Origin of the sequence: Variovorax sp. WDL1 (assembly GCF_001541225.1) — a bacterium.
In the GTDB taxonomy this organism is placed as follows: domain Bacteria; phylum Pseudomonadota; class Gammaproteobacteria; order Burkholderiales; family Burkholderiaceae_C; genus Variovorax.
Genome location: NZ_LMTS01000346.1, coordinates 31,856 through 58,150, shown reverse-complemented (window position 1 = coordinate 58,150; position 26,295 = coordinate 31,856). Strand labels below are relative to the sequence as shown.

At 66.0% G+C, this 26,295-nt stretch carries 38 protein-coding genes and 2 tRNA genes; 29 read left to right on the top strand and 11 right to left on the bottom strand.

The genetic code is table 11. The features are described 5' to 3' along the window. The first annotated feature begins 82 nt into the window (after positions 1 to 82). Complete coding sequence (locus tag APY03_RS38825; RefSeq protein ID WP_068686027.1) at positions 83 to 787, top strand: glutathione binding-like protein; 705 nt, start codon at positions 83 to 85, stop codon at positions 785 to 787. Positions 788 to 830: 43 nt separating this feature from the next. Beyond that, positions 831 to 907: transfer RNA gene (locus tag APY03_RS38820), tRNA-Pro, on the top strand. A gap of 75 nt (positions 908 to 982) precedes the next feature. Here the strand turns inward: APY03_RS38820 and APY03_RS45230 are convergent. Both APY03_RS45230 and APY03_RS38810 read right to left on the bottom strand, forming a co-directional pair. Beyond that, positions 983 to 1,183: a hypothetical protein gene (locus APY03_RS45230; protein WP_146039336.1), complete on the bottom strand. Its 201-nt coding sequence runs from the start codon at positions 1,181 to 1,183 to the stop codon at positions 983 to 985. Between the two features lie 59 nt (positions 1,184 to 1,242). Next, positions 1,243 to 1,434: a hypothetical protein gene (locus APY03_RS38810; RefSeq protein WP_068686023.1), complete on the bottom strand. Its 192-nt coding sequence runs from the start codon at positions 1,432 to 1,434 to the stop codon at positions 1,243 to 1,245. A 130-nt stretch (positions 1,435 to 1,564) separates the two neighbouring features. Between APY03_RS38810 and APY03_RS38805 the strand changes: the two genes are divergently transcribed. The 19 genes from APY03_RS38805 to APY03_RS38740 all read left to right on the top strand — a co-directional run bounded on the left by APY03_RS38805 (position 1,565) and on the right by APY03_RS38740 (position 11,867). Then, positions 1,565 to 1,641: transfer RNA gene (locus APY03_RS38805), tRNA-Arg, on the top strand. A gap of 173 nt (positions 1,642 to 1,814) precedes the next feature. Continuing rightward, positions 1,815 to 3,026 (top strand): tyrosine-type recombinase/integrase, encoded by a 1,212-nt coding sequence (locus tag APY03_RS38800; RefSeq protein ID WP_068686021.1) that lies wholly within the window; start codon positions 1,815 to 1,817, stop codon positions 3,024 to 3,026. Between the two features lie 132 nt (positions 3,027 to 3,158). Next, complete coding sequence (locus APY03_RS38795; protein ID WP_068686019.1) at positions 3,159 to 3,530, top strand: hypothetical protein; 372 nt, start codon at positions 3,159 to 3,161, stop codon at positions 3,528 to 3,530. 103 nt (positions 3,531 to 3,633) lie between these two features. Beyond that, positions 3,634 to 3,852 (top strand): hypothetical protein, encoded by a 219-nt coding sequence (locus APY03_RS38790; protein ID WP_146039335.1) that lies wholly within the window; start codon positions 3,634 to 3,636, stop codon positions 3,850 to 3,852. Between the two features lie 32 nt (positions 3,853 to 3,884). Then, positions 3,885 to 4,424: a hypothetical protein gene (locus APY03_RS38785; protein WP_146039334.1), complete on the top strand. Its 540-nt coding sequence runs from the start codon at positions 3,885 to 3,887 to the stop codon at positions 4,422 to 4,424. Between the two features lie 73 nt (positions 4,425 to 4,497). Further along, complete coding sequence (locus tag APY03_RS38780; protein ID WP_068686013.1) at positions 4,498 to 4,746, top strand: helix-turn-helix transcriptional regulator; 249 nt, start codon at positions 4,498 to 4,500, stop codon at positions 4,744 to 4,746. Next, positions 4,743 to 4,946, top strand: coding sequence for a hypothetical protein (locus tag APY03_RS38775; protein ID WP_068686011.1), 204 nt, complete (start codon positions 4,743 to 4,745; stop codon positions 4,944 to 4,946). Before APY03_RS38780 ends, APY03_RS38775 begins: the two co-directional genes overlap by 4 nt. Further along, positions 4,943 to 5,134: a hypothetical protein gene (locus APY03_RS42230; protein ID WP_146039333.1), complete on the top strand. Its 192-nt coding sequence runs from the start codon at positions 4,943 to 4,945 to the stop codon at positions 5,132 to 5,134. Before APY03_RS38775 ends, APY03_RS42230 begins: the two co-directional genes overlap by 4 nt. Further along, complete coding sequence (locus APY03_RS38770; RefSeq protein ID WP_068686009.1) at positions 5,131 to 6,516, top strand: primase-helicase family protein; 1,386 nt, start codon at positions 5,131 to 5,133, stop codon at positions 6,514 to 6,516. Before APY03_RS42230 ends, APY03_RS38770 begins: the two co-directional genes overlap by 4 nt. A 260-nt stretch (positions 6,517 to 6,776) precedes the next feature. Continuing rightward, positions 6,777 to 7,016 carry a hypothetical protein gene (locus APY03_RS38765; protein WP_068686007.1) on the top strand — a complete coding sequence of 80 codons (240 nt, stop codon included), beginning with the start codon at positions 6,777 to 6,779 and terminating at the stop codon, positions 7,014 to 7,016. Positions 7,017 to 7,038: 22 nt separating this feature from the next. After that, positions 7,039 to 7,215 (top strand): hypothetical protein, encoded by a 177-nt coding sequence (locus APY03_RS42225; protein ID WP_157103532.1) that lies wholly within the window; start codon positions 7,039 to 7,041, stop codon positions 7,213 to 7,215. 11 nt (positions 7,216 to 7,226) lie between these two features. After that, positions 7,227 to 7,484, top strand: coding sequence for a hypothetical protein (locus APY03_RS38760; protein WP_068686005.1), 258 nt, complete (start codon positions 7,227 to 7,229; stop codon positions 7,482 to 7,484). Positions 7,485 to 7,489: 5 nt separating this feature from the next. Beyond that, entirely contained in the window at positions 7,490 to 7,651 is a 162-nt protein-coding gene (locus APY03_RS42220) for a hypothetical protein (protein ID WP_157103531.1), read from the top strand. A 118-nt stretch (positions 7,652 to 7,769) separates the two neighbouring features. Further along, entirely contained in the window at positions 7,770 to 8,036 is a 267-nt protein-coding gene (locus APY03_RS38755) for a hypothetical protein (RefSeq protein WP_146039332.1), read from the top strand. Further along, positions 8,033 to 9,214: a phage major capsid protein gene (locus tag APY03_RS38750; protein WP_083944925.1), complete on the top strand. Its 1,182-nt coding sequence runs from the start codon at positions 8,033 to 8,035 to the stop codon at positions 9,212 to 9,214. Before APY03_RS38755 ends, APY03_RS38750 begins: the two co-directional genes overlap by 4 nt. Beyond that, on the top strand, positions 9,214 to 9,540 hold the full coding sequence (locus APY03_RS41085; RefSeq protein WP_232081105.1) for an HNH endonuclease: 327 nt from the start codon (positions 9,214 to 9,216) through the stop codon (positions 9,538 to 9,540). The genes APY03_RS38750 and APY03_RS41085 overlap by 1 nt, the downstream gene beginning before the upstream one ends. Positions 9,541 to 9,759: 219 nt before the next feature. Then, positions 9,760 to 10,578, top strand: coding sequence for a hypothetical protein (locus APY03_RS38745; protein WP_068686000.1), 819 nt, complete (start codon positions 9,760 to 9,762; stop codon positions 10,576 to 10,578). 491 nt (positions 10,579 to 11,069) lie between these two features. After that, positions 11,070 to 11,231 (top strand): hypothetical protein, encoded by a 162-nt coding sequence (locus APY03_RS42215; protein ID WP_157103530.1) that lies wholly within the window; start codon positions 11,070 to 11,072, stop codon positions 11,229 to 11,231. 129 nt (positions 11,232 to 11,360) lie between these two features. Next, on the top strand, positions 11,361 to 11,867 hold the full coding sequence (locus APY03_RS38740; protein WP_068685998.1) for a hypothetical protein: 507 nt from the start codon (positions 11,361 to 11,363) through the stop codon (positions 11,865 to 11,867). A 193-nt stretch (positions 11,868 to 12,060) separates the two neighbouring features. Here the strand turns inward: APY03_RS38740 and APY03_RS38735 are convergent, their stop codons facing one another. After that, positions 12,061 to 12,882 carry an AraC family transcriptional regulator gene (locus tag APY03_RS38735; protein ID WP_068685997.1) on the bottom strand — a complete coding sequence of 274 codons (822 nt, stop codon included), beginning with the start codon at positions 12,880 to 12,882 and terminating at the stop codon, positions 12,061 to 12,063. A 116-nt stretch (positions 12,883 to 12,998) separates the two neighbouring features. On the opposite strand from APY03_RS38735, the gene APY03_RS38730 reads away from it, so the two are divergent. After that, positions 12,999 to 13,943 (top strand): alpha/beta fold hydrolase, encoded by a 945-nt coding sequence (locus tag APY03_RS38730; protein WP_068685995.1) that lies wholly within the window; start codon positions 12,999 to 13,001, stop codon positions 13,941 to 13,943. A gap of 101 nt (positions 13,944 to 14,044) precedes the next feature. On the opposite strand, the gene APY03_RS38725 is transcribed toward APY03_RS38730, so the two are convergent. After that, positions 14,045 to 14,743 carry a succinate dehydrogenase iron-sulfur subunit gene (locus tag APY03_RS38725; RefSeq protein ID WP_068685993.1) on the bottom strand — a complete coding sequence of 233 codons (699 nt, stop codon included), beginning with the start codon at positions 14,741 to 14,743 and terminating at the stop codon, positions 14,045 to 14,047. Between the two features lie 12 nt (positions 14,744 to 14,755). Further along, positions 14,756 to 14,959 carry a hypothetical protein gene (locus APY03_RS38720; RefSeq protein ID WP_146039331.1) on the bottom strand — a complete coding sequence of 68 codons (204 nt, stop codon included), beginning with the start codon at positions 14,957 to 14,959 and terminating at the stop codon, positions 14,756 to 14,758. Here APY03_RS38720 and APY03_RS38715 point away from each other — a divergent pair. Further along, positions 14,958 to 15,503: a DUF421 domain-containing protein gene (locus tag APY03_RS38715; protein ID WP_068686145.1), complete on the top strand. Its 546-nt coding sequence runs from the start codon at positions 14,958 to 14,960 to the stop codon at positions 15,501 to 15,503. The two genes, APY03_RS38720 and APY03_RS38715, sit on opposite strands and share 2 nt — an antisense overlap. Further along, entirely contained in the window at positions 15,504 to 16,772 is a 1,269-nt protein-coding gene (locus APY03_RS38710) for an MgtC/SapB family protein (protein WP_232081106.1), read from the top strand. Between the two features lie 12 nt (positions 16,773 to 16,784). Here the strand turns inward: APY03_RS38710 and APY03_RS38705 are convergent, their stop codons facing one another. Continuing rightward, complete coding sequence (locus tag APY03_RS38705; protein ID WP_232324575.1) at positions 16,785 to 17,000, bottom strand: hypothetical protein; 216 nt, start codon at positions 16,998 to 17,000, stop codon at positions 16,785 to 16,787. A gap of 117 nt (positions 17,001 to 17,117) precedes the next feature. After that, entirely contained in the window at positions 17,118 to 17,942 is an 825-nt protein-coding gene (locus APY03_RS38700; protein ID WP_068685987.1) for a crotonase/enoyl-CoA hydratase family protein, read from the bottom strand. Between the two features lie 98 nt (positions 17,943 to 18,040). Between APY03_RS38700 and APY03_RS38695 the strand changes: the two genes are divergently transcribed. Then, positions 18,041 to 18,427, top strand: coding sequence for a DUF488 domain-containing protein (locus tag APY03_RS38695; protein WP_068685985.1), 387 nt, complete (start codon positions 18,041 to 18,043; stop codon positions 18,425 to 18,427). A 25-nt stretch (positions 18,428 to 18,452) separates the two neighbouring features. On the opposite strand, the gene APY03_RS38690 is transcribed toward APY03_RS38695, so the two are convergent. Further along, the gene (locus APY03_RS38690) at positions 18,453 to 19,355 is read right to left on the bottom strand and encodes an SDR family oxidoreductase (RefSeq protein WP_068685982.1); all 903 of its coding nucleotides are present in this window, start codon (positions 19,353 to 19,355) and stop codon (positions 18,453 to 18,455) included. A 100-nt stretch (positions 19,356 to 19,455) separates the two neighbouring features. Between APY03_RS38690 and APY03_RS38685 the strand changes: the two genes are divergently transcribed. From APY03_RS38685 to APY03_RS38675, 3 genes are all read left to right on the top strand, one after another. Next, positions 19,456 to 20,331 carry a CoA transferase gene (locus APY03_RS38685; RefSeq protein ID WP_068685980.1) on the top strand — a complete coding sequence of 292 codons (876 nt, stop codon included), beginning with the start codon at positions 19,456 to 19,458 and terminating at the stop codon, positions 20,329 to 20,331. 88 nt (positions 20,332 to 20,419) lie between these two features. Beyond that, positions 20,420 to 20,911, top strand: a complete 492-nt coding sequence (locus APY03_RS38680) for a hypothetical protein (RefSeq protein ID WP_068685978.1) — start codon at positions 20,420 to 20,422, stop codon at positions 20,909 to 20,911. After that, entirely contained in the window at positions 20,908 to 22,254 is a 1,347-nt protein-coding gene (locus APY03_RS38675; protein WP_068685976.1) for a GAF domain-containing protein, read from the top strand. Before APY03_RS38680 ends, APY03_RS38675 begins: the two co-directional genes overlap by 4 nt. On the opposite strand, the gene APY03_RS38670 is transcribed toward APY03_RS38675, so the two are convergent. After that, the gene (locus tag APY03_RS38670; protein ID WP_068685974.1) at positions 22,251 to 22,970 is read right to left on the bottom strand and encodes a hypothetical protein; all 720 of its coding nucleotides are present in this window, start codon (positions 22,968 to 22,970) and stop codon (positions 22,251 to 22,253) included. The two genes, APY03_RS38675 and APY03_RS38670, sit on opposite strands and share 4 nt — an antisense overlap. 234 nt (positions 22,971 to 23,204) lie before the next feature. Between APY03_RS38670 and APY03_RS38665 the strand changes: the two genes are divergently transcribed. Then, positions 23,205 to 23,651: a universal stress protein gene (locus APY03_RS38665; RefSeq protein WP_068685972.1), complete on the top strand. Its 447-nt coding sequence runs from the start codon at positions 23,205 to 23,207 to the stop codon at positions 23,649 to 23,651. A gap of 10 nt (positions 23,652 to 23,661) precedes the next feature. Here APY03_RS38665 and APY03_RS38660 read toward each other — a convergent pair whose 3' ends face one another. Both APY03_RS38660 and APY03_RS38655 read right to left on the bottom strand, forming a co-directional pair. After that, positions 23,662 to 24,573, bottom strand: coding sequence for a hypothetical protein (locus APY03_RS38660; RefSeq protein WP_068685970.1), 912 nt, complete (start codon positions 24,571 to 24,573; stop codon positions 23,662 to 23,664). Positions 24,574 to 24,630: 57 nt separating this feature from the next. Next, on the bottom strand, positions 24,631 to 26,295 hold a 1,665-nt coding region (locus APY03_RS38655; RefSeq protein WP_232324574.1), incomplete at its 5' end, for a YgiQ family radical SAM protein.

Below are 26,295 nucleotides of genomic sequence, written 5' to 3'. Positions count from 1 at the left end.
GGCCGGCTTCCGGCAGGCGCCCTGCATGAAAGACCACCTGCCGCTATGCTGGCCGGCCGTCTTCATCCGTGGAACCCCTCGCATGTCCCAAGCCCCCATCGACGTCTATTCCTGGCCCACGCCCAACGGCCACAAGATCCACATCATGCTGGAGGAGTGCGGCCTGCCCTACCGCGCGCACCCGGTCAACATCGGCAAGGGCGACCAGTTCGAGCCGGGCTTCCTCAAGATCAGCCCCAACAACAAGATCCCGGCCATCACCGATCCCGAGGGCCCGGACGGCAAGCCGATCTCGCTTTTCGAGTCCGGCGCCATCCTGGTCTACCTGGCCGGCAAGACCGGCCGCTTCATGCCCGAGGGCGACCGGCAGCGCTACGAGGTGCTCCAGTGGCTGATGTTCCAGATGGGCGGCGTCGGCCCGATGCTCGGCCAGGCCCACCACTTCCGGCTCTACGCGCCCGAGAAGATCCCTTACGCGATAGAGCGCTACACCAACGAGGCGCGGCGGCTGTACGGTGTGATCGACAAACAGCTCTCGACGCGCGCCTTCATTGCCGGCGACAACTACACGATCGCCGACATCGCCATCTTCCCGTGGCTGCGCAACTGGGAGGGCCAGGGCATCGTGCTGAGCGATTTCCCGCACCTGAAGAAGTGGTTCGAAGGCATCGCCGCTCGGCCCGCCGTGCAGCGCGGCGTCAAGGTGCTGGCGGACCTGCGCCAGCCCATCACGGGCGACAAGGAACGCGAGGTCCTGTTCGGCAACAAGCAGTACGAGCGTCGCTGAAGCCATCGGGACCGCCCGGCGCAGGCTAGAATCGCAGGCTCGTCGGGGTGTAGCGCAGCCTGGTAGCGCATCTGCTTTGGGAGCAGAGGGTCGAAGGTTCGAATCCTTTCGCCCCGACCATCGGAAAGTGAACGCCGGCACGGACTCAGGTCTGTGCCGGCGTTTTGCTTGAGCGATGGATCGAAAGCCGCGCGCTCAGGCCTTTCTTGCGTGCTCGATCGCCCGCGGGGTGCGTGCCGTGCGCCTCGCAGGCTTCCTGGGCCCGAAGAGGCCGGCTGCTGCAGCGGGTGCTTGCGGCTCGAGCACCTGCTCCATGCCGCTAGCGAAAGTCCGGCAGGCCCGCTCGAACTCGGCGACCGCCTGGAGGTATTCGCGACGCGCAGCTTTCGTGCTCATGGCCGGAAGGTACCTCATTTGACGGATCGCCGGTGACGCTCCAGCCGTGCGCACGCCACTCAGCTTGATGGGAACTGCTCGGGCATCGGCTCGGGCGGCGGCGACTGCGGCTCCTTCTCGAGCCGCTCGCCGCGACCCAGGTCCTCGATCATCTTCTCGCCGACGGGATCAGGGCCGTCGAGGGGAATCGATTCCTCGAAGGCGATTTCCGGCTCCTCGTTGGGCGCGGCTCGGGTGGTGCTGGTGCTCATGTGTGTGGACCTCCATCTGGAACTGCACCTTGGCGCCCGAAGCAGCGTGGATGACTCGGGCAAACTCCCCAGACCCTGTCGGCCGCCGCCGACGCGGTGCCGGCACACCGTAAAATCGCGCTCCTTCTCACTGCCCGTAGCTCAGTTGGATAGAGCATCGGCCTTCTAAGCCGAATGTCGGGGGTTCGATTCCCTCCGGGCAGGCCATATCAAGAAATCATGATGCCCCATAACGCATCAGATTCCCTTTAGAAATCAATGACTTAGGCGAAAGATTCCGCCACAAGCGTTCATGTACCTGCATTGCCGGGCGGGAAACGTAGGGGTACAAACGGGGGAACAAATCCCGTCCACCCCTATTTCACAACTCCTGTTCCCCCATGCTCACCGACACGGCTTGCAAGAAGGTCATCTGCCCAGCAGACAAGGCAAGGGTACGGCTCAGCGATGCCGGCGGCCTCTATCTCGAGGTCGCGCCCAATGGGTCTAAGCGCTGGTTCTGGAAGTACTACTTCGATGGCAAGGAAAAGCGCCTCGCGCTCGGCTCGTACCCGGACATCACGCTCAAGGCGGCGCGGGCCAGCCGCGACGACGCGCGTCAACTGCACCGCACGGGCGTTGATCCGGCTCACCAGCGCCAGGTCGAGAAGCTATCGCGCAGGGTCGACAGCGACGCCTCATTCGAGTCCGTCGCCCGGGAGTTCCACCGCACGAAGAAAAGCGCCTGGAGCCCCAAGTACGCCGCGCGGTGGATGTCGATCATGGAGAAGGATGCGTTCCCCTGGCTGGGCGCCTTTCCCCTCGCCAGCATCACCGCGCCGATGCTCCTGCAGGTTCTGCGCCGAGTCGAAGGCCGCGGAGCCCATGAGACTGCCCACACGCTGCGGCAATGGGCCGGCCAAGTCTTCCGCCACGGCATCGCCATAGGGCGCTGCGAGCGCAATCCTGCGCCCGACCTGCAAGGCGCACTGGTGCCGATCCAGACGAAGCACATGGCGGCCGTCCTTGAGCCGGGCGAGGCCGGCGAGCTCATGCGCGCGATCGCGGCCTATGCTGGCCAGCCCACCACGCGCGCCGCGCTGCACCTATCCGCCCTGCTCTTCCAGCGCCCCGGCAACATCCGGCAGATGCGATGGGCAGACGTCGACCTCGAGGCCGCCATGTGGACCATCCGAGCGGTCGACATGAAGCGGACGAAGCGGGCGAAGATCAACGGCCGACCGCACTTGGTGCCGCTCGCGTCGCAGGCCGTGGCGCTGCTCAAGGATCTGCACCCGCTGACGGGCCACGGCTCCTACGTCTTCCCGAGCCTGCTGACGGGCGAGCGGCCGATGAGCGACAACACCGTGCGGACGGCCCTGCGCCGCATGGGCTACAGCAACGAGGAGATGACGGCGCACGGCTTTCGCGCGATGGCGCGGACGATCATGGTCGAGCAGATGGACGTTCAGCCCGAAGTCATAGAGGCGCAGCTGGCCCACGGCAAGAGCGGGCCTCTAGGTGCCGCCTACGACCGCGCGGAGTTCGTGGCAAAGCGCAGGACCATGATGCAGCAGTGGGCGGACCATCTAGACCAATTGCGCAAAGGGTGAACCGCCGCGCCTCAGGGCGGAATTGAACTGGCCACCAATTCAATTCTCTGAGGCAAAAAAACGGCCGGAAGGGTGTTCGCGCACCCGACCGACCTGACCACAACGTGAACCACTATCGAGGTACTTCACACCATGGCTACTCAAACTGTAGAACAGTTCACAGACGAAATCATTCTCCAAAGGCCATATGGCCGCACAACATTCGAGGTCGGCGAAAAGGTCATCAACTGGCGCGGGGAGGAAGTAAGAATTGTCGAGCCCTATAGACAGCATACGGTGAAGGACATCGACGGCGACTCAACGGACGCAGAGGGCTTCTATGTCTCGAGGCGGTGCGGCTACGTGGCTCAAGCGCCAGACGGGCGCCAGTTCTTCTATACGGCGTCCTGCCTTTCCCAACTCGACGGCCGCAGGCGACATCTCCAACTGGTTTCCCCCGAGCCTCCGGTGGCAGTGAAGAAGCCGACCAAGCGCGCTACGCGAAAGGCGGTGACCCATGGCTAGGGCAACGCAAGTCCAGACCAGACGCCTTTTCAGGCGCGGCGACCTTGTCATTCTCTTGACTCCGACCAGCAGGCTTCCGAGTGATCGCCTCTACGTTGTCTGCATGAGCGAGAAGCACCAGGCAACCGTCATGCTTCGTCAGACCGACCCCGATCCTGATCACCCATCGGTTGCTGCTGGCGGCATTGTCGCCGGCCCCGCGCCGACGCGTTTGCTGCAATTGGTGGCAGCAGTCGATGCTCAGGACGATAGTCCGAGTTGTGACGACCTGATCAATTTCATCGTCGGCCGCGGCCCGGTGGTGCGGGAGCGGCGCGCGTGAGCTCACGGAAACCGGTGTTGACTCAAAAGGTCGTGACGGACGGCATCCGCGTCCGCACGGCCTGGGAGTTCGACACCGAGCGAGCGACGCGGGAGGACTGGAGGCAACTCGCGAACGTCTGGAACGATGGTCCTAAGGAGTGGATCGAAGCGCTGGAGGCAAACCTTGCGGGCGTGAAGCAAGTGACGCCCGCAATTCAACTGCGCATCGACGCGATCCGAGCCATTCTTGCCGGACTTCCGACCTCCCCCGTCAATCTGAATCGAGAGCAGATGCAGCAGCTCACCGACGCGCTACAGCATTGGACGGAAATCATGGTTCTGCGCGACGTGATGCCAAAGGCAAGGCAAGCCAAGAAGCGGGCAAAGCAATTGACCGAGTTCGCGGTGAAAGGCAACAAGGCACGGAAGAAGTATTCCGACGCCGACAAGGCGCGATGGCGTGCCATGGCAGAGTCCGACGCATCGCTGATCCGCCTTCGAAAGACCAGCGTCAGGAAATGCGCGGAGGCCATCGCGCGCCGCGAGGGGCTTCCCGAAGGCGCCGCCGAGACAATACGCCGCGCTATTTGAAAGCTGGTAAGCCGCCTCTGATTTACCCAGCCTCGAAAAAGATGATGCACCCATGTTCATTCATGAGGTGCATATGCAGCCAGAACCAGCGAGCCGGCGCTATAACCGCCGCGCACCAGCCCAGACCCTTCAAGCGCTCCACATCCCTGACGCGCTGCTGAAGATCCAGACGGTGACCGGAGTCACCGGCCTCTCGGAGTCGACCATCCGGCGCAAGGTCTCCGAGGGCAAGTTTCCGAGTCCGATCAAAGACGGCACCCGCTGCACTCGCTGGCGTGCGGGCGATGTCACGACCTGGCTGCGCGCCAAGGTGGCCCCGTGATCACGGAGGCCATCGTCGACCAGAAGAGCTGGACGAACCTTGTGGCGCGCGCTGCGCTCGCTGGCCACCAGCTCTACCGCACCGCCGCCGCGGATGGAGAGGTCCAGTACTTCTGCTGCCGTTGGGGCATGGTCAAGGCCCTGGGCACGCTTGACGAAGTCGTCGGCTTTCTCGACCGGGTTACGGGGGCGAAGGCGTGAAGGTCGAAGAGCAACTTACCCCGGCCGAGATGCGCGTGCAGGCCGAACGCTGGTTTGAGCGGCAATGCGCCATCAGCGCAAAGGCACTCGGCGAGAGCTGGCCCGGGCATCGAGACTGGGTCGAGTCGTACTTGCGTGAGGAGATCCGCCAGCGCCTGATTGCCCGCGGCTGGAGGCCCAAGAAGTGAACGGCGCCGCAGCAGTCTTCCAGGACTTCGATCCACCCCCGGTCGCCCCGGCGCGCCGCAAGCGCAAGCGCCTTGAGGCACCGCCAGCAGAGGCAATGCAGCAGCTGGAGGCCGGCGGCATCGGCTTGGGGGACTTCTATGCCCACATGCCGAGCCACAGCTATCTGTTCGTGCCGACCAGGGAGCTCTGGCCGTCGACGAGCGTCAACGGCCGATTGCCCGCGGTGCAGGCGGGCAAGACCAAACTCCGCCCGTCCGACTGGCTCGACCGGAATCGGCCTATTGAGCAGATGACCTGGCACCCCGCCGAGGACATGCTGATTCACGACCGCGTGATGCAGGTTTCCGGATGGGCCGAGCACGTCGGTTCCACCGTGTTCAACCTCTACCGTCCTGCCGAGCACATCGACGGCATCGCCAGTCACGCAAAGCCATGGGTCGATCACCTGCGCCGCGTCTATCCCAGCGAGGCCGACCACATCGAGCAGTGGCTCGCACACCGCCTGCAGCGCCCGGGCGAGAAGTGCAACCATGCGCTGGTGCTGGGCGGCTCCCAAGGCATCGGCAAGGACACGATCCTCGAGCCCGTCAAGGCCGGCGTAGGCCCGTGGAACTGGCAGGACGTTGCGCCCGCTCAAATGCTTGGACGGTTCAACGGCTGGGCGAAGGCCGTGGTGGTGCGCGTCAACGAAGCCCGCGACCTCGGCGACGTTGACCGCTTCGCCTTCTACGACCACAGCAAGACCTACATCGCCGCGCCGCCGGACGTGATCCGCGTGGACGAAAAGAACCTCCGCGAACACTACGTCGCCAACGTCTGCGGCGTGATCATCACGACCAACCACAAGACGGACGGCCTCTATCTGCCGGCCGACGATCGCCGCCACTTCGTCGCGTGGAGCGAGGCCAAGCGCGAGGACTTCGAGCCAGGCTACTGGACGTCTATGTACGCCTGGTACGAGAACGGCGGCATCGGGCATGTTGTGGCGCATCTCCTGTCGCTCGACCTCGGCTTCTTCGATCCAAAAGCACCGCCACCCAAGACCGCCGCATTCTGGGCAGTGGTGCAGGCCGGCGAAGCCCCGGAGTCCGGCGAGTTGCGGGACGTGATCGACGAGTGCGACAACCCCGAGGCGCTCACGTTGCTCGACCTGATCCAGGCGGCCGAGAACCTGAAGCTATTCGACCTGTCGTCGGAGCTCAAGGAGCGCAAGAACCGTCGATCGCTGCCACACAAGCTGGAGCGCGTGGGCTACGCCCCAGTGCGGAACCCTGACGCCGACGACGGCCTTTTCAAGATCGCCGGCAAGCGGCAAGCCGTCTACGCACAGCGGCGCCTACCCGTCGCCGCGCAGATCAAAGCCGCCCGGCTGATCAGCTAAGTCGGTGCAGTCAGTGGTTTTACATCCCCATCACACAGACATGAACCCTCAAAACGTAGATCAAGAAGCCTGCACGCGTGAGAAAGCTGGTGGTGCGGATAGAAAACCACTGACTCTACTGACGCGACTGACCGGCAGGGGGCGCCTCCTTCTTTCCATGGTGGGCCGGGACACCGGGCGCCTGAAGGTCTTCTTTAACGCTATCCCACAACTCGCCGGCAACCGTTGTGTGCGCGTGTGTGCGCGCGCGAGGAGGCTCCATGCTTGAGAGCCGTCCCCTGCCAGGCATCCTGCGCAGCCGGGTCAACCGCATCGCTCACGCTGCCGCGCTGAAGCACGAGGCCGATATGCGCGCTCGACTGATCTTGGAACTGCAGCAGCAGATGGCCGCGGGTGTGCCGCTGGCTGGCCTGCATCAACTGCTCGACCAAGTGGAGGGGGGCGGCTACGTCTTCAGCGCATCAGGCTCCCTGACCGGGCGTGAAGTCGCGCATCGCTAAACGTGGACAAAAAAGGTAAACCATGACCCGACTGACGACGCTGAAACCCAGGCTGGCGACGCTGAGCCCGAACCGCCTGACCGTCCTAGAGGCCAAGCCCGACAGGACGCCACGGCAGCGCGGTCGAGCTTGGATGGAGACCCGCCAGCGCATCGCCCCGGCCACTTTTGATTTCTTTGATTTGCTGATTCTTTGTTAAGGCTTAACACCATGACCACCAACCCCAACATCGACGCCCTGATCGACTTCCTGGCTCGCCAGATGGATGGCGAGCCAGTTCCGCCCACCGGCAGCCAGGCGCTCGGAGCCATCGAGACCGCGATTCGCGACATCCACAAGTACAAGTCCGACCAAGAGCTGCATGTGCTCGCCTTGCGAACCATCGGCGCCATCATTGACCGCGTCGGCAGCAACATCGCCGCCGAGCAGACCCTGCGCAACTTCATCCAGCCCGGGGGGCGAGCATGAGATGGATGTCGAAGCTCTTCAGCCGGGACAGAGCGCCCGACCCCGTGCGCCTGGCGCAGGACAAGCGGCGCCTGCAGCGCGTCGCGCGGGACGCGGGCGTGTCGCGAGCGCAGGCGATCAGAATCGCATCGCACTACTTCAAAAAGCCTTTGAAGGATGGACAATGAACTGGCACAATGAGTGCGTGCCAGTTGGGTGGGATGCTCAACCGGACCTTCATAAAGCCAGTTGCGGGATGCAGCTTGCGAGAAGCGGACGTGTCTTAGGACGCGTGGTGTGCTTTCCGTGAGCGACGAGACCCAACCCGGCGACAGCCCTGCAGCACCTCTGCTGTCAGAGCCTCCCCCGATCAAGTCAAAGCCGCGCACCAGTCGCGAGTTCGAGCGCGCCCTGCGAGAGCTGGGCTACAGCAAGACCGAAGCGCGATCGATCGCCAGCCACGGGTTCAAGGGCCTTCAAGTCGAAGACCCCGCCGAGGACGTGTCCGAACTAGCCGCGCTCGTTGAGCGCAACTGCAAATTGTTCGAACGAATCGAAAGGAATCTCCCATGACCGATATGACCAGACTGCTCGCTGTGCTCAATGAGCAAGGCGACGCCTTCAAATCCTTTGTTGACCGCAAAGATGCCGAAACAGCCGATCTCAAAGCTGCCCTCGACGACCTCCAGAAGAAGGCCAACCGCCCGAACTTGGGAGGCTTCGGCGGCGGCACTGGCACCCCTGCCGAGCTCAAGGCCATGGACGGCGCATTCCGCGCGCTGATCACCGGCGACAAGGCCAAGGCCGATCAACTCTTCGTCGAGGCCAAGGCGATGAGCGCCGGCAGCGGCCCGGAAGGCGGCTACATGGTGCAGACGCAGTTCTCGTCCGGCTTCACCAAGGTCATGGCCGAGATCAGCCCCGTGTTCCGCATGGCGCGCGTGATCGACCTGGACGCCGGGACCGATGGCTTCGAGGAGCCGATCGACCGCGACACTGCCGATGCCACCTGGGTCGGCGAGCAGCAGTCGCGCCCGGAGACGGGAACGCCGGACCCCGGCATGTTCTATGTCCCGGTGGACGAGATCTACGCCATGCCCAAGACCACGCAGAAGCTGCTCGACGTTTCGTCGCTCAACATCATGAGCTGGCTGCAGACCAAGGTGGGCGAGGCTTTCGGTTCCAAGGAGTCGGCCGCTTTCCACACTGGCGACGGAATCGCCAAGCCGCGCGGCATCCTGTCCTATACCACCGCTGCGACGGCCGATGCATCGCGGGCCTGGGGCACCATCCAGCACATCGCCACCGGCAGCTCGGGCGCGTTCCCGACGACCTCGGCCACGGTGAACCCGGCCGACAAGCTGATCGACGTGATCACCGCCATGAAGCCGCAGTACCGCAAGGGCGCGGTGTGGCTGATGAACCGCAACACCGCATCCGTGGTGCGCAAGTTCAAGGATGTGGACGGTCGCTATGTGTGGAGCGATTCGCTGCTCGCTGACCAGCCGGCGACGTTGCTGGGCTACCCGGTGGAGATCGACGAGGACATGCCTGACATCGGCGCCGACAGCCTGTCGATCGCGTTCACCAACCTGCAGCGCGCGTACACGATCGTGCAGAAGCCTGGCATTAAATTCTTACCAGACCCCTATACCGCCAAGCCGCACGTCCTGCTGTACAGCTATCGCCGTGTCGGGGGCGCAATGAACAACAGCGAGGCGGTCAAGCTGCTGAAGTTCGGAACGACCTGATGGCTTGGTCGCGCACTTCACGCCACGCCCGCGGCTACGGCACGGCATGGGACAAGCTCAGGGCGCAGGTCCTGGAGCGTGATCACCATGTCTGCCGGTGCAGCGAGTGCGAGAAGGCTGGGCGTGTGCGTCCTGCAACCGAGGTAGATCACCGCATACCGAAGGCGAAGGGCGGAACGGACGACCCGTCCAACCTCTGCGCCATCAACAAGGGATTGCCACAAGCGCAAGACGTTGGTCGAGAACGGCAGGCGCCCGAAGCGTCAGATCGGACCAGACGGCTGGCCGGCCGATGCGTAGGGGGCCCTTCGGTCTTCAGGCAATGAGATCTAAGGACCGGACGCCTCCAACGACGCGCGCACCCGCGAAATGAAAACCTTTTTTCAGGAACTCGAATGATGAATACACCCAACACCCCGCCGAGCAGGGAAGACGTGATCGGCCAGATCCCCGATTAACGAAGAGCCGTTCTACGGAGCCGACGAAGAGCCGTTCTACCGGCAGGACGGCAACAAGGCCGAACCGATGAGCAAGGAGTAATAGCAATGGCCTTCCCTCCTCTCAAGTCGTCGATCACTGGCACCTACCCCAACCCGTCGAATGCGGCAGCACGCATAGGCTTTGCCGATCTGTATGACTACGTCACGAGCTTTCCATTTGGGCAATGCCGCTTGGTGAAGTCTGGTGCGAACCTGGTCCTGCAGCGCCACAAAGGGCTGTGGCTGACGATCGACGACACTGTCTACACCATCCCGTCTGCGGGTGTAAGCCTGTCCGCATCCGGCCTAACTCCTGGCACCGTCTACAACATCTACGCCTACATGAGCGGCGCGACGATGACCATTGAGGCATCGGCGACCGCGCACGCGACGGATACGACAACTGGTGTAGAGGTCAAGTCGGGCGACGCGACGCGCACTCTCGTTGGCAAGGCCCGTGTCGTCACTGGCCCTGGTTGGTCAGACTCGGCGACCGGGCGCTTTGTCATCAGTTGGTTCAACCGACGCAATGTCGATCTCTACATCCAAAGCTCAGGCGCGTTGTCAACATCCAGCGGCACCCCGCAGCCGCTGCTCTCTGTGGAGTTCTTGTGCTGGGGCGATGAGATATTGCATTTCTCGACCAACGGCACGCAGTCGAACAATACCGTTAACTCGACCAATAGCATGTCGTTGGGAGTCGATTCAACTTCGGCGCTATTCGTCTCGACCAACTGGCAGGCATACGCGAATGGCGCATTTGGGCCCTGCTGTGGTGTCTTACAAATTGCCGCTGATTGCGGAGGGGTATCACATCGTCTATGCGCTTGGATGGGTTGCCGGTGGTGGAGGTACTGCCAGTTGGTCGGCTCCGAGCGGATTTGAGTTGGCTGGCTCGGTGACGGTTTGATCCAAGGGCTGAAGGGTCTTCAGGGGGCTGCGCCCGGAGCTATCTCCGGGCCGGGCCAGGGTGCCGCCGTTCGCCGAGCAGCCCCCTGCGCCCGTGGCATGCTTGGCGCCCTTACACGAGGAGAAGAAGAGATGATCCGATACTTTGCGGGCCTAACCTTGGCCGCCGTCCTTTTGCGGCTGCGCGACGCAGCGCGTAGTCGCCCTGCCCGACACGTTCGACGAGACTCAGGCCACGGCAATGCTGGCACCCGGCAAGAACACAATAAAGGGCAGCGCCCTGATTCGTCAGAACGGCGGTGGTGTCGTCACTTGTGCCGGCCTGCAAGTCCACCTGGTTCCTGCGACGCAGTACGCCAAGGAGCGGATGGCAAAGATCTACGGATCGACCAACTTCACACGCCAAGGGGTCAAGTTCGAGCCAGAGTCTCCAGGTTACAACGCGGCGACACGCTCTTCGACCTGCAATGCTCCAGGGATTTTTCACCTTCGACGGCTTGGCCGATGGCGAGTTCTTTGTGACAACGGTCGTCCTCTGGCAGGTCGGCTATGCCGTGGAGGGTGGAGCGCTAATGGGCCGCGTGGCCGTGGCGGGCGGCGAGAGCAAGGAGATCACGCTGGCGCGATAGCCGGGGAGCCCTCCATTCTCTAAAGGCGGTGGCGCACTCGCATAAGCTCTGGACTCTCACAAACCTGGAGGAGCTTCGAATGGGCACAGTAATAGCGGCGCTGCTCGGCGCCTGCGGTGCAATAGAGCCGTGGGCGTCATCGCCAACTTCCTTGCGGAGGACTATCGCCGGCATCGCGACGGCTGTGCTGTCGCTGCGGCGCTGGCTGGCGAACTAGCCTCGTATCGAGATGGCTGGAAGATTCACGAATCGATGCTGCAGCTGTGGCTACAGGCCACGAAGAACAGCGAGCGCGACAAGCTGGCACTGAGACCGATCGATAGGCCAACTGATCCGATTTTCGAGGAGATGGTCGCCAAGCTTGGATTGCTCGGCCCTGAACTTGTTGAACAGATCGCCCTTGTCTATGGGCAGATTAGAGGCTACCGGGTCAGCCTCGAAATCCTGTCAAAGCAACACGCCGACATGAACGACCATGAGTTCTCTTCGAGGGCCCAGGGAGCGCAGCTCCTGCTTACCATGGCTGTGAAGAACGGGGCCCCTTTGATCGACAACTTGCGACAGCGAGCGCACCTGATGTGGAAGTTTCGGCCGTTCTCCAAGGCCGCACACGTCTTACACACGACATCGGGATAGGGGAACAGAGGGGGGAACAAGACCCACTCGAAACGCCTTTCCCCCAGTGTTCATGCGCCCTGCATAGAACTATTCAATCCCCTCCGGGCAGGCCAATTCGACGAGGCAACCGTAGTTGGCGCCAGCGATGGACGGCATCGTCGCTCCGCAGGGCGCGCTCAGCGTGCGGACCTGAGCCAACCTCGTTGCAGCCTCAAGCGGCCTGCTTCCACTCCCGCGGCGACAGGCCGCTTTGCGCCTTGAATGCGCGAGACAACGCGGCTTCGCTTCCATATCCGACCTCCTGCGCAATGAGCTTGAGCGGATGCCCCTGGCGCAACGCCAGCTGCGCGAGGCCGACGCGCCAACGCTGCAGGTAGACCCCCGGCGTGCATCCCACGGTATCGCGGAACTGGGTGGCAAAGACGCTGCGCGACATGCCCGCCTCGGCGGCGAGAGCGTCGAGCGTCCATTCGAGCGCGGGCCGCTCGTGCATGGCCGTCACGGCATTGCGCAACCGCGGGTGCGACAGCCCCGCAAGCAGGCCCGAGCGGATTTGCCCCTTCTCCATCAGGTGCCTGAGCACCTGGATCAGAACAACGTCGAACAGGCGATCCAGCAGCACCTGCTTGCCGCAGCGCTGCTCGAGAGCTTCTTCGAACAGCAGTTCCAGGACGCCCTCCGTACCGTCGATTTCCTCCAGGGGCAGGCAGACGAATGCCGGCAGCGCGGCCAGGATCGGATTCGCGGCCCCGCCTTCGAATTTCAGGTGCGCGCAGGCAAAGTCGGCGCCGTGCGCAGCATCGGTGATGAACCTGTGCGCCATGGGTCGCGGGTACAGCAGAAGGCTCGGCCGCAGGATGCGCAGCACCTCAGCGCCGCCGTGGCTGACGCCTACATCACCGCGGCGCACCAGGTGCAGCTGGCCGGTCGCGCCCTCCCCGTCCACATCGTTGATTCCGCACAGCGCGCCGGAATGGAACACCCGTGCCGTCACGGAGAAGTGCGTCAGCAGGGCTTCGAGCCGATCGGCCATCAAGTACTCCAAATCAAGTAAACAGTACCTTTTATCACCGATCGTTTCACCACACGCCTAAAGTTCGTTCTGTCGATTCCGACCTGAAACCCCAACCTGCATCAAAGGAAAGAAACATGAACGCCGTTTCCCGCATCTTCGCCGTCGCCGCCCTGGCCGTTGCCGCCAATGCCGTGTTCGCCGCCGACAAGTCGGCCGTTCGCCAGCCGGCGGCGGCGGTTGCAAAAACGGCCAGCTACATCACCACCAAGGACGGCGTGCAGCTCTACTACAAGGACTGGGGTCCGAGGAACGGTCCGGTCGTCACCTTCAGTCATGGCTGGCCGCTGAGTTCGGACAGCTGGGAATCCCAGATGATCTTCCTGGCTTCCAAGGGCTATCGCGTCATTGCCCATGACCGCCGCGGCCATGGCCGCTCGAGCCAGCCCTGGGAAGGCAACGACATGGACCACTACGCCGACGACCTTGCAACGGTGATCAACACGCTCGGCGTGAAGGACGTGACCCTGGTCGGCTTCTCCACCGGCGGCGGCGAGGTGGCGCGTTACATCGGCCGCCATGGCACCACCCGCGTCAAGAAGGCGGCCCTGGTGAGCGCGGTTCCGCCGCTGATGCTGAAGACCGACAAGAACCCCGGCGGCCTCCCGATCGAGGTCTTCGACGGCATCCGCAAGGGCGAGCTGGACAACCGCTCCCAGCTGTATCTCGACATTGCCTCGGGCCCGTTCTTCGGGTTCAACCGCCCTGGCGCGAAGGTCTCGCAGGGCTCTATCCAGTCGTTCTGGGCACAGGGCATGCAGGGCGGCCACAAGAACACCTATGACTCGATTGCGGCGTTCTCGGCCACCGACTTCACCGAAGACCTGAAGCGCTTCGACGTGCCGACCCTTGTCGTACATGGCGACGACGACCAGATCGTGCCGATCGACGCGTCCGGCCGGGCCTCCGCCAAGCTGATCAGGAACGCCAAGCTGATCGTCTATGCAGGCGCACCGCACGGACTCGCCGACACGCACAAGGAGCGGCTCAACAACGACCTGCTGAACTTCATCAAGGAATAAGCAGGTTCCTCGGCGGGGCCCTCCGTGCGACATCGGCTTCCTGGCGCATGTCGACATGCGCCGGAGGCCGCTGATTCCGCGCCGGCTCTTCCGCGATGGCATCAAACACTGCGGCGCACCATCATGTTCTTGATCTTGCCGATCGCTGCAGCAGGGATCAGGCCCTTGGGGCAAACGTCGACGCAGTTCAGGATGTCCCTGCAGCGGAACAAGCGGTAAGGGTCCTGAAGATTGTCCAGGCGCTCCTCGGTCGCTTGATCGCGGCTGTCGGCGAGGAACCGGTAGGCCTGCAGCAGGCCCGCGGGTCCTACGTACTTGTCGGGATTCCACCAGAAGCTCGGGCAAGCCGTCGAACAGCAAGCGCACAGGATGCACTCGTAGAGACCGTTCAGTTCATCGCGTGCCGCGGGCGACTGCAGCCGTTCGCGATCGGGCGGTGGATCGTCGTTGATGAGGTAGGGCTTGATCGAGTGGTACTGCGCAAAGAACTGCGTCATGTCCACGATCAGGTCGCGGATCACCGGGAGGCCGGGCAGCGGCTTCAGCACCACCGTTTGCGGAAGCGAGCGCATGTTGGTCAGGCATGCGAGCCCGTTCTTGCCATTGATGTTCATGGCATCCGAACCACAGATACCTTCGCGGCATGAGCGCCGGAAGCTCAGGCTCGGGTCGATGGCTTTGAGCTTGATGAGCGCGTCGAGCAACATCCGCTCCCCATCCCCCACCTCGGTTTCGAAGGTCTCCATTCTCGGCCTGGCATCAGCGTCCGGGTCGTAACGGTAGATGCGGAAGGTGTGCATGGCGGTTCCTTCTCATCCTAGTTCCGAAGCGAAGATTGCGAAAGCCCGCGTGCCTCGTCTGATTCCGGCGAAGACTTTCCCGACGGTCGGCTTCCGGTGAATGCCGCAGAACGGGCCTGCGGGGACGGGATTCATCACGCCAACGCCTTGCGCCTGCACGCGAAAGAGCCGGCTGCCGACCGGCAAGGCGGCGCCGGTGTGCATGATCGGCGCCATGTCCGACCTCGCCGCCCTCTTCTCCCTCGACTTTCCCCCCTGGCAGATGATGCTCCGGGGCACTGCGATCTACTGGGCACTGCTCATCGTCTTCCGCTTCGTGCTGCGACGGGACGTCGGATCGATGGGCATGGCCGATCTGCTGTTCGTGGTGCTGGTGGCCGACGCGGCCAGCAACGCGATGCAGGGCGACTACAAGACCATCGGCGATGGCCTGGTGTTGCTCTCGACCCTCGTCGGCTGGAATTTCCTGCTCGACTGGCTGAGCTATCGCTTCGACATCGTCTCGCGCCTGCTGGAGCCGCCGCCGGAGATCCTCGTGCGGCACGGCAGGCCGATGCACCGGATCCTGCGGCGCCAGAAGATCACGCTCGACGAGCTCGCCGGCAAGCTGCGCGAACAGGGTGTGGAGCGCATCGAGGAGGTCCGCGTGGCGCGGCTGGAGAGCGACGGCCAGCTCAGCGTATTCAAGTACGGGCGGCGCGGCGATGATGCCCCGAAGGCGACGCAGCACCGCAGCGCGCGGCCCGGCGACACTCACTGAGTGAACAACACGACGATCGACCTGCAGGACGCCGCCGTCGGCCTGGCCGTGACCCTGGGGGTCGGCCTCTTGATCGGCATCGAGCGCGAACGCCGCAAGGGGCAAGGCGAGGACCGGGCCGCGGCGGGCCTGCGCACCTTCACCATCGCGGCACTGGCCGGCGCGCTGGCGCAACTGCTGCCGATGCCCGGCCTGGTGGTGCTCGGCGCGGGCGTCGTGGCGCTGCTGGCCGCGCTCTCCTACTGGAAGAGCCAGTCGCGGGATCCGGGGCTGACGACGGAGCTGGCGCTGTTCGTCACGTACCTGATCGGCGTGCAGACGGTGCTGGCACCCGCCTTGGGCGCCGCCTGCGGTGCCGGCCTAGCCCTGCTCCTGGCAGCGCGGCGGCGGCTGCACCGCCTTGCCACCGACCTGCTGAGCGAACAGGAGCTGCACGACGGCCTGCTGCTCGCCGCCCTCGCGCTGATCGTGCTACCGTTGATCCCGCCCGGGCCGATCGCACTGCTCGGCGGCATCGACCCGCGGCCGCTGGCAGCGATGGTGGTGCTGATCCTCGCGATCCAGGCCGCGGGGCATATGGCGGTGCGCTGGCTGGGCGCGCGGGCCGGCATGCTGGGCTCCGGTTTCGTCTCGGGCTTCATCTCGAGCACGGCGACGGTGGCCTCCTTCGGCAGCAAGGCCCGGGCACAGCCGGCGCAGGCCGGCGTGCTGGCAGGCGGAGCGGCGCTGTCGGGTGTCGCGACCTGGGCGCAGGCACTGTTGATGAGCGCAGCGCTGTCCCCGGCCGGCGCGGCGGCGCTGCTGCCGGTGGCGCTGGCCGGCGCCGCAGGGGCGGCAGCCGTCGGCCTGCTGCCACTGCTGTCGCGCACGTCGCAGGGCAGCATGGCGCCACCCTCCGGTGCGCGCAGCGCGCTGCGTCCGCGCGAGGCGCTGGCGGTGGCCTCGGCCCTGGCCATCGTCGCCCTGCTGGTGAGCAATGCGCAGATCCGATTCGGCGATGCCGGCCTGCAGATCAGCGTCGCCCTGGCCGGCCTGGCCGACGCCCATTCGCCGATCGCTTCCATGGCCTCGCTGCATGCGGCGGGCAAGCTGACGGCGGAGCACTTCGTGAGAGGCGCACTGATCGCCGTCAGCGCCAACACGCTGACCCGCTGCACTGTGGCCGTGATGGCGGGCGGGCCCGGCTACGCGCTGCGCGTCGGCGGTGCGCTGGTCGTCAGCCTGGCGCTGGCGTGGACGACGGCGCTGCTGTTGCCAGGCGCAGCTTGAACGGGACGTGCCTCAGGCCATGAGTCCTTGAGGCCTTGGAAAGCGCTTCATCATGCTGCGCCCCAGCGGGGTGATGGCGGTGACGGTGGCCGGCGGCTGTTCATAGCCGTCCATGGTCCGCACGGGTGGGGGAATCGTCGCCTTCACGTGGCCGGCGAGGCTCAGCACGCGCACGGCGTCGACGTCGGCACCGTTGTTGACGGCGATGGGCAGATCGTGCTCTGCCAAACGATGAAGCAGGGAAATGGGCACCCCGCGAGTATGCCGGGTCCTTCGAGCCTCCAGGTCCTTCGGGTCCTCCGGGTCGTTCGCGTCCGGACGTACGATCCCGGCCCTGAATCGCCACTAGGGCTGCGGCTCGAAGCGCGGCGCGCGCCGCTCGATGTTGGCGCGCACGGCCTCGGTCTGGTTGGCGCTGGCGATCAGCGCCTTCTGCTCGACCGACTCTGCCAGCAGCAGGTCGGCCGCACCGTGCGCCATTGCGGCGTTCAGCAGCCGCTTGGCGGCGCGGATGGCGTCCGGGCTCTTCTGCGCGATCTCATGCGCCATCCGCAAGGCTTCGGCCAACGGGTCGGCCGAGACACGGGTTGCGAAGCCCAGCGCCACTGCCTCCTCGCCGGAGAAGACGCGGCCGGTGAACGTGAGCTCGCGCACCACGTCGGTTCGCGCCAGCTCGCGCATCAGGACCATGCCGCCCATGTCGGGCACCAGGCCCCACTTGATCTCCATCACCGACAGCCGGGTGTCCGGCGCGACCAGCCGGATGTCGGCACCCAGCGCGACTTGCAGCCCGCCGCCGAAGGCCACGCCGTGCACGGCGGCGATCACCGGCACCGGCACCTCGCGCCAGACCATGGCAACCTGCTGCGCCGCGTTGGCGATGCCGTGGGTGCGCACCAGCAGGTCGGACACCGCATGCCGGCCGATGACGCCGCTGCCGGCGCCCTGCTCCATGCGCTCGAAGGACTGCATGTCCAGCCCCGCGCAGAAAGCCTTGCCGCGGCCGGCGAGCACCACGGCGCGCACGCGCGCGTCCTGGCACAGCTGCTCGCCCGCGTCGATCAGCGCGTCGAACATCGACGGGTCCAGCGCGTTCATCTTGTCGGCGCGCACCAGTTGCAGTTCGACCACGCCGTCGGGGTGGCGGATCGTTTCGATGCGTTCGTTCATGCCATGTCTCCGGGTGTTTGCACTGCCAGTATGGATGCTCGAGGATGATCGCGACTGTCGCCCAGCCAACACCACAGCACCTCCAGGAGGAGACTTCCATGGCCATCCGCATCGTCCGTCTCGGCAGCGAGCGCGTCCCTGGCGAGGGCTTGCGCATCGGCACCGTGCGCCGCCCGCCGCGCGGCGTGCCGAAGTCCGAGTTCGCCTCGCAGAACTGGTACGACGTCTGGTACCCCAACCTCGCGCCCTCGGTCGAGACCATGAAGGCCGCCCAGGCCGCCGAGACCCCGGCGCAATGGGCCGCCTTCGGCCGCAAGTTCAAGGCCGAGATGGCCGAGCCGGACGCCAGCCGCAGCCTGGACCTGCTGGCGGCGCTCTCGCACCAGAGCGCCTTCTCGATCGGCTGCTACTGCGAGGACGAGTCGCATTGCCACCGCGCCTTCCTGCGCGAGCTGCTGGAGGCGCGCGGGGCGGAGATTGCCTGACCGGGAACGCGTCGGCTCCCCGGCCCTACCTTTGCGCCTTGTCCTTCTGGTTATGGGCTTCGATGCGCTCGCGCGCTTCCTGCCATTGGGCATCGCTCCACTCGCGCAGCTCGTAGAAGTTGCCGCCGGTGGCCAGCGCGTGGCCGCCGTCCATCATGATGCTCTGGCCGGTAAGCCAGTCGCACTGGCCGGGCGCCATCAGGAAGGCGGCGAGGTTCTGCAGTTCGCTCATCCGGCCGGTGCGCGCCATCGGGTTGCGCTGCTTACTGCGCGCCCCGGGCTCCTCGCCGGGATTGAGGCGCTTGCTCATGCCCTCGGTCGGGATCTCGCCCGGCCCGACGGCATTGAGCCGGATGCCGTAGCGCGCCCATTCGGTCGCCAGCGACTTGGTCATCACCTCCACGCCGGCCTTGCTCATGGCCGAGGGCACGACGTAGGGGCCGCCGTTGTCGACCCAGGTCACGATGATGCTCATGACGCTCCGGTACGGGTCGCTCGGCTGCCATGTCCCGGCCTTGGCCTCGGCGATCCAGCGCTTGCCCACCGCCTGGGTCACGTAGAAGCTGCCGTGGAAGACGATGTTGGCGATGGCATCGAAAGCGCGCGAGGACAGGCTCTCGGTCGGCGCGACGAAGTTGCCGGCCGCATTGTTGACCAGCCCGGTCAACCCGCCGCCCTGCCAGAGCGCCTCGACCATTTCCTCCACGCTCTGCGCGTTGCGGATGTCGACCCCGAAGGCGTCGACCCTGCGGCCGGGAAACTGCGTGCGCCATTGCGCCGCCGTCTCCTCGACCACCGACTGGCGCCGGCCGCAGATCGCGACGTCAGCGCCCAGTCCCAGGAAGCGCTCGGCCATGGCTTTGCCGAGCCCGGTGCCGCCGCCGGTCACGAGAATCCGACGGCCGGCCATGAGATCGCTCTGGTACATGTGGGGTCTCCTCGTTGAAAGAGCTGTGCAGGCACATCGTAGAGCGAGCCGGGCAAGCCGGTAAGCTCCCAAGGTGACAGCAGCGCCCAAGGACACGCCCATGCCCCCTTCCCCCGACCTCGCCTCCGCGCCCCTTTCCGGCGTGCGCGTGCTGAGCCTCGCGCTCAACCTGCCCGGCCCCGCGGCCCTGATGCGCTGCCGCGCCATGGGCGCCAGCTGCCTGAAATTCGAGCCACCCGCCGGGGACCCGATGGCCCACTACAACCGGGCCGCCTATGCCGCGCTGCACGAGGGCGTGCGCGTCGAGACGGCCGACCTGAAGACCGAGGCCGGCCTGGCGCAGCTGCACCGGGCCCTCGGCCAGAGCGAGGTGCTGCTGACCTCCTTCCGCCCCTCCGCCCTGGTCAAGCTGGGTCTGGGCTGGGAGGCGCTGCACGCGCGGCATCCCGCGCTCTCGCAAGTGGCGATCGTCGGCGCTCCCGGCGCGCGGGCCGAGGAACCCGGCCACGACCTCACCTACCTGGCCGAGAGCGGACTGGTCACGGGCACCGAGCTGCCGCCCACCCTCTATGCCGACATGGGCGGCGCGCTGCTGGCGAGCGAGGGGGTGCTCAAGGCCGTGCTCTGTGCCCGCGCACAGCCGGGCACCGGCGTGCATCTCGAAGTCGCGCTCAACGCCTCGGCAGACTGGCTCGCGCTGCCGCGCAGCTGGGGCCTGACGCGACCCACGGGCGCCGTGGGGGGTGCCCATGCGGGCTACCGTGTCTACCCCTGCGCCGACGGCCGGGTGGCGGTGGCCGCGCTGGAGCCGCATTTCGCACTGCGGCTGTGCGAAGCGGCGGGCCTCGGCACCCAGGACATGATGGCACCGGCCACGCGCGAGGGCCTGGCCGCCTGGCTGCGCACCCGCACGCGCGCCGAGCTCGAGGACATGGCCCGCGAGCGCGACGTGCCGCTGCTCACGCTGGAAGCCTGAGCCCGTTCAGACTTGATGAGCGCACCGGGGCGACTTTGAATCACAATCCCAATCCCGCTTTTCCCGGCAAGCCGCACCGCACCCCATCATGACCGCGCAAGCCCCGCTGCTGAGCCCCGAGCACATCGCGATGATCGACAAGGGCGTCTCGGCCATCGTGGCCTCGCGCAACGCCGCGAACCGCCCGAGCCTGATGCGGGCCGTCGGCGCCGGCATTTCGGCCGACGGCGCCGAAATCACCGTGTACCTGTCACGCAGCCAGTCGCGCCAGCTGCTGCAGGACGTGGCCGCGACCGGCCAGCTGGCGGTGGTCTTCAGCGAGCCATTGAGCCACCGCACGGTGCAGGTCAAGGCAACGGCGGCAAGACTTCGCGCGGCCGACGACAGCGACCTGCCGTGCCTGCACCGCTACCTGGCATCGATGGAACGCGAGGTCAGCTGCGTAGGCTTCGACGCGGTCTTCGTGCGCGCGATGCTTGCCTGCAGGCTCGAGGACACCGTTGCGATCCGCTTCGCGCCCGACCAGGCCTTCGACCAGACGCCCGGCCCGCGCGCCGGCAGTGCGCTGCCTGCTGCATGAACACGGCACCGTCCCTGCCCGCGATCCGCGCCTGCTTCGAAGGCGCCATCCCGGCCATGATGGCGACCTGCGCCGCGGACGGCACGCCCAACGTGGCCTACATATCGCAGGTCTACTACGTGGACGAGCGCCATGTCGCGCTGTCCTTCCAGTTCTTCAACAAGACACGCCAGAACATCCTGGCCAATCCGCACGGCACGGTGCTGGTGATGGATCCGGTCACGGCCGCCTTCTACCGGCTGCAGTTGCGCTACCTGCGCACCGAGACCGAGGGGCCGCTGTTCGAAGGCATGAAGGCGCAGCTGGCAGGCATCGCCTCCTATTCCGGCATGGCCGGCGTGTTCCGCCTGCTGGGCTCCGACGTCTACGAGGTCGATGCCATCGAGCGCCTCGAGGGCGAATGCCTGCCGGCCGCGCCGCGCCCGGCCCTGCTGGCCGGCGTGCGCCGAGCGGCGGAGCGCCTGGCCGCCTGTGGCGCCACCGACGAGCTGCTGCAGGCCGCGCTCGCCGCGCTCAACGACCACCTGGACATCCGGCATGCCATGGTCCTGATGCTCGATGCGGGCACGCAGCGCTTGTACACGGTGGCGAGCTGCGGCTACGCAACCTCCGGCGTCGGCTCCGAGATCGAGATGGGCCACGGCGTCATCGGCATGGCCGCGCGCGAACGCACGCCGGTGCGCATCAGCCACATGACGAGTGCGGCCGCCTACAGCCACGCGGTGCGCATCAGCCTGCGCGAAAGCCAGCCCGGCCTGGCGCTGGAGACCGAGATTCCCTTCCCTGGCCTGGCCGAGCCGCACAGCCAGCTGGCGGTGCCGATCCTTTCCACCGGCCGCCTGCTGGGCGTGCTGTTCGTCGAGAGTCCGCAGGACATGCGCTTCGGCTTCGAGGACGAGGACGCCCTGGTCGCCATCGCCGGGCATCTGGGCGCGGCGCTGGACCTGCTGCGCGTCTCGGCCGAGCCTGTGCCGGCCGAAGAGCCGGCCGAACCGGACGCGCCCTCGGCGAGCGGCACGCCGCTGGCGGTCCGCCACTACCTCGCCAACAACAGCGTCTTCGTCGGCAACAGCTACCTCATCAAGGGCGTGGCGGGCGCCATCCTTGGCAAGCTGTTGCGCGAGCACGCGCGACTCGGCCGCAGCGAGTTCACCAACCGCGAGCTGCGGCTGGACCCGGCCCTGCGCCTGCCCGACCTCTCGGACAACCTGGAGGCGCGCCTGGTGCTGCTGCAGCGCCGCCTGGCCGAGAACTGCCCGCACATACGCATCGAGAAGACGGGCCGCGGGCGCTTCCGCCTTCGCCTCGAACGGCCGATCGCGCTCAACGAGATCGCGGCCTAGGCGTCGGGCCCGAGGCCCAGGCTCGCGGTGAGCTTGGCCCACTCGCGCTCGCCCAGATGCGGGCGCACCACTTCGAGCGCTGCCTCGAAGGCAGGCGCAGGGGCATGCGCGCGCATGTCGGCCATCATTGCAACGCGCTCGGCCGGGTTCATGAAGGGCACCAGCCACCGCAGCGCGAACATCATCTCTTCCGGCGGGATCGAGGCGACGAGGGCGTTGTGGATCTCGATCAGCTCGGCATCGGTGTAGCGCGCCCATAGCACCGCGTTGTGTGCCGTCTCCTCGACATGCATGTGCTCGAAGTTGTGGGCGATGAAGAGCGCCAGAGCACGATAGAGCGCCAGCGTGCCGGCCGCGCGTGCTGCCGCCTCGCAGTCCAGCAGGGCCGTGGCCTGCGCGGCCAGCAGGGCGATCTCCTGCTCGTGCTCGGCATGCTCGTGCGCGATCTGGCTGCTGGCACCCGGGGCGCGCGCTTCCATCGCCTTGTGGACGAACTCGTTCTCGTGCCGCAGGTGCGAGCCGCAGAAATCGAGCAGCTGGTGCACGCGCTGGGTGACCTGCGCCATCTCGAGCGCGTCTTCGCAATCGGCGCGGCCGAGGGCGAGCAGGGTGTCGGCCATCAGCGCGCGCAGCGCCTTGTGGATGCCGGCATACAGGTCGACGCGGGGGACGTCCGCCTGGGCGACCTGGCGCATTTCGTGTGAATCGATATTCATGGGGACCTTCTTTTCGAGTGAAACGGCCGGCGCACCTCGCGCCGGCCTCCTGGAAAGGAAGTCTAGGAATCGCGGCCCGGTCGCGCCGCTAAGAAATGCTTACGCAATCCCTCAGCAAACCTTAAATTGGCCCCGCAGGCTAGGCTCGCGCGCCTAGACCACGCACTTGTTGTCCATTGCCCCCAGCGCTAACCTGCGCCTTGGGGGCGGGCGTCTCCCGCCCGGGAGAGCGCCATGTATGAACGCATACTCGTCGCCACCGATGGTTCCGAGCTCTCGGAACTTGCCGTGACCGCCTCGATCGACCTTGCCCTGCTGATGAACGCGGATCTGGTCGCAGTCAAGGTGGTCCACCACTACCCCACCGGCTACTTCGAAGGCTCATTGCTGCTGAACCAGATGGAGGTCCAGCGCATGCAGGAGCAGGCCGATGCCGAGGCCCAGCGCGTGGTCGAGGCGGTCAAGGCCAAGGCCGACGCCCGGGGCGTCAAGGGCACCCGCGCCGTGGTCATGAAATCCGAACTGGTCTCCGAGGCCATCATCGAAGCCGCGCGCGTCCACAAGAGCGACCTGATCGTGATGGCCTCGCACGGCCGCCGCGGCATCAAGCGCCTGCTGATGGGCAGCGAGACGCTGCATGTGCTGACGCATTCGCACACGCCGGTGCTGGTGCTGCGCTAGAAGTCTGCTCCTAGGGTTTCCCGGCGTCACGCCGCCGGTCGCTGCGCTTGAGCTCGAGGTAGGTCGCGAGATCGATCTCGTGCAGCTGCGCGGGGTACTGCTCGATCTGCTCGAACCAGCGATGCAGCCGCTTATCGGCGCGCTCCGGCGGCGGTGTGTCGAGGCCGGCCAGGTAGGCATCGAGCGTGAGGAAGTAGCGCATCGCGTTGCGCTCCATCAGACCGCGAAGGCCGCGGATGTAGTCGGGCTCTCCGTTCGGCGTCTTGCCGATCACGGTGAAGCCCATCTTGTGACTGCCGAAGGTTGCGAGATAGGCCATGGTGGCCAGGCGCGCGATCACGTGGTGGTGGTATGCGTAGCTGAAGTGCAGGAAGGTCTGGCGCTCGCCGAGCGGCACCGCCGCGAGTGTCACCCGGTAGTTGCTGGTGCCCAGCGGGCCGCTCTCGGCCGACAGCCTGACCTCGAGGTAGTCGCGCGAGCTGCTCGCGACGCGATGCACGAAAGGCAGCTCGAACGCCTGTTCCACCGGCCTGTCGTAGCGTTTCACCACGCTGAGCGTGAGGGTCTCGCCCTCTGGCTGCCGCCCGACGCGGCAGCGCCGGTTGTTGACGTGCAGCAGCAGCATCTCGCACCATTGCGAGCCATCGGCGAGCGCGGCGCTCACCTGTTCCAGCGGGTAGTCGACCACCGCGTAGACATCGCCCTGGAGCCCGCCATGGGTCTCGGCCGATTCCAGGTGTACCGGCCGGCGCAGCGGACTGCTGGCGAGCTGGCCGGCCAGCTTGCGGTGCTGCTCGCGCAGGGCCACGGCCGTGCCGGGGTCCGGCGGGGCGGCCTCCGCGCCGAGGGCGCAGGCGGCGAGCAACAGGCCCAGGCCCATGCGAGAAGCGAGGCGCAACGAATGGGCTGGGTGCAGGTTCATGCACCACACCATACAGCCAGCGCCCGAACGCCGCCTGAACGATCCTGGCGGGCGCGCTCAGCGGCCCTTGCGCACCGGCCTGGCACGGCCGGCCCCGGTCTCGCGCGGCGGCAGGCCGGTGTGCTGCGTGAGGATGCGGCCCTTGGCGGGCTGGACCGGCTGCAAGGCCACCGGCGTCGAGTTCTTGCGCCGCGCGCTCTGGTAGCTGCCGTCGGTCAGCGGCTGATAGGTCGGGATCAGGTGATGCTTGCCGTTGCCGATCAGGTCGGCACGGCCCATCTTCTTCAGGGCCTCGCGCAGCAGCGGCCAGTTGTTGGCGTCGTGGTAGCGCAGGAAGGCCTTGTGCAGGCGGCGGCGCTTGTCGCCGCGCACGATGTCCACCGTCTCGCTCTCGCGTGTGATCTTGCGCAGCGGGTTCTTGTTGGTGTGGTACATCGCCGTGGCCGTGGCCATCGGCGATGGGTAGAAGGTCTGGACCTGGTCGGCGCGGAAGCCGTTCCTCTTGAGCCAGAGCGCGAGGTTCATCATGTCCTCGTCGCTGGTGCCCGGATGGGCGGCGATGAAGTACGGGATCAGGTACTGCTTCTTGCCGGCTTCGGCGCTGAACTTCTCGAACATCTGCTTGAAGCGGTCGTAGCTGCCGATGCCGGGCTTCATCATCCTGGTGAGCGGACCCTGCTCGGTGTGCTCGGGCGCGATCTTGAGGTAGCCGCCCACGTGATGCTGAACCAGTTCCTTCACGTACTCGGGGGACTGCACCGCCAGGTCGTAGCGCAGCCCGGAGCCGATCAGGATCTTCTTGATGCCCTTGAGCGCACGCGCACGCCGGTAGATCTTGATCAGCGGATCGTGGCTGGTGTTGAGGTTCGGGCAGATGCCGGGGTAGACGCAGCTGGGCTTGCGGCATGCGGCCTCGATCTCCGGGCTCTTGCAGCCGATGCGGTACATGTTGGCGGTAGGACCGCCGAGGTCGGAGATAGTGCCGGTGAAGCCCTTGACGCCGTCACGGATGGCCTCGACCTCCTTGATGATCGAGTCCTCCGAGCGGCTCTGGATGATGCGGCCCTCGTGCTCGGTGATGGAGCAGAAGGTGCAGCCGCCGAAACAGCCGCGCATGATGTTCACGCTGAAGCGAATCATCTCCCAGGCGGGGATCTTGGTCGCGCCGTCATGGCTGCCGTGTTCGTCGGCGTAGCACGGATGCGGGCTGCGCGCATAGGGCAGGTCGAACACATGGTCCATCTCGGCGGTGGTGAGCGGGATGGGCGGCGGGTTGATCCAGACGTCGCGCGCGGTCGCGCCCTCGCCGTGGGCCTGCACCAGGGCGCGGGCGTTGCCGGGGTTGGTCTCCAGGTGGAGCACGCGGTTGGCGTGGGCATAGAGCACGGGGTCGGCACGCACCTGCTCGTAGGAAGGCAGGCGGATCACGGAGCGCTCGCGCGGCGGAACCTTGACACGCCCGTCGGGCCTTGCTCCCTCCCCCTCCAGCTTGCGCAGGCTCGGATTGGGGATGAAATGGAGCGGCTTCGCCGCGGCTGTACCAGCGACGACCTGCGCCTCTTCTTCCTTCGCGCAAGTCGCTCCATTCGCCTTCGCCTGCTCCGACACCATCAGGTACGGGTTCACATGCGCCTCGACCCGCCCCGGCAGGTCCACGCTGGTCGAATCGATCTCGAACCAGCCGGCGGGCGTCTCTCGCCGCACGAAGGCCGTGCCCCGCAC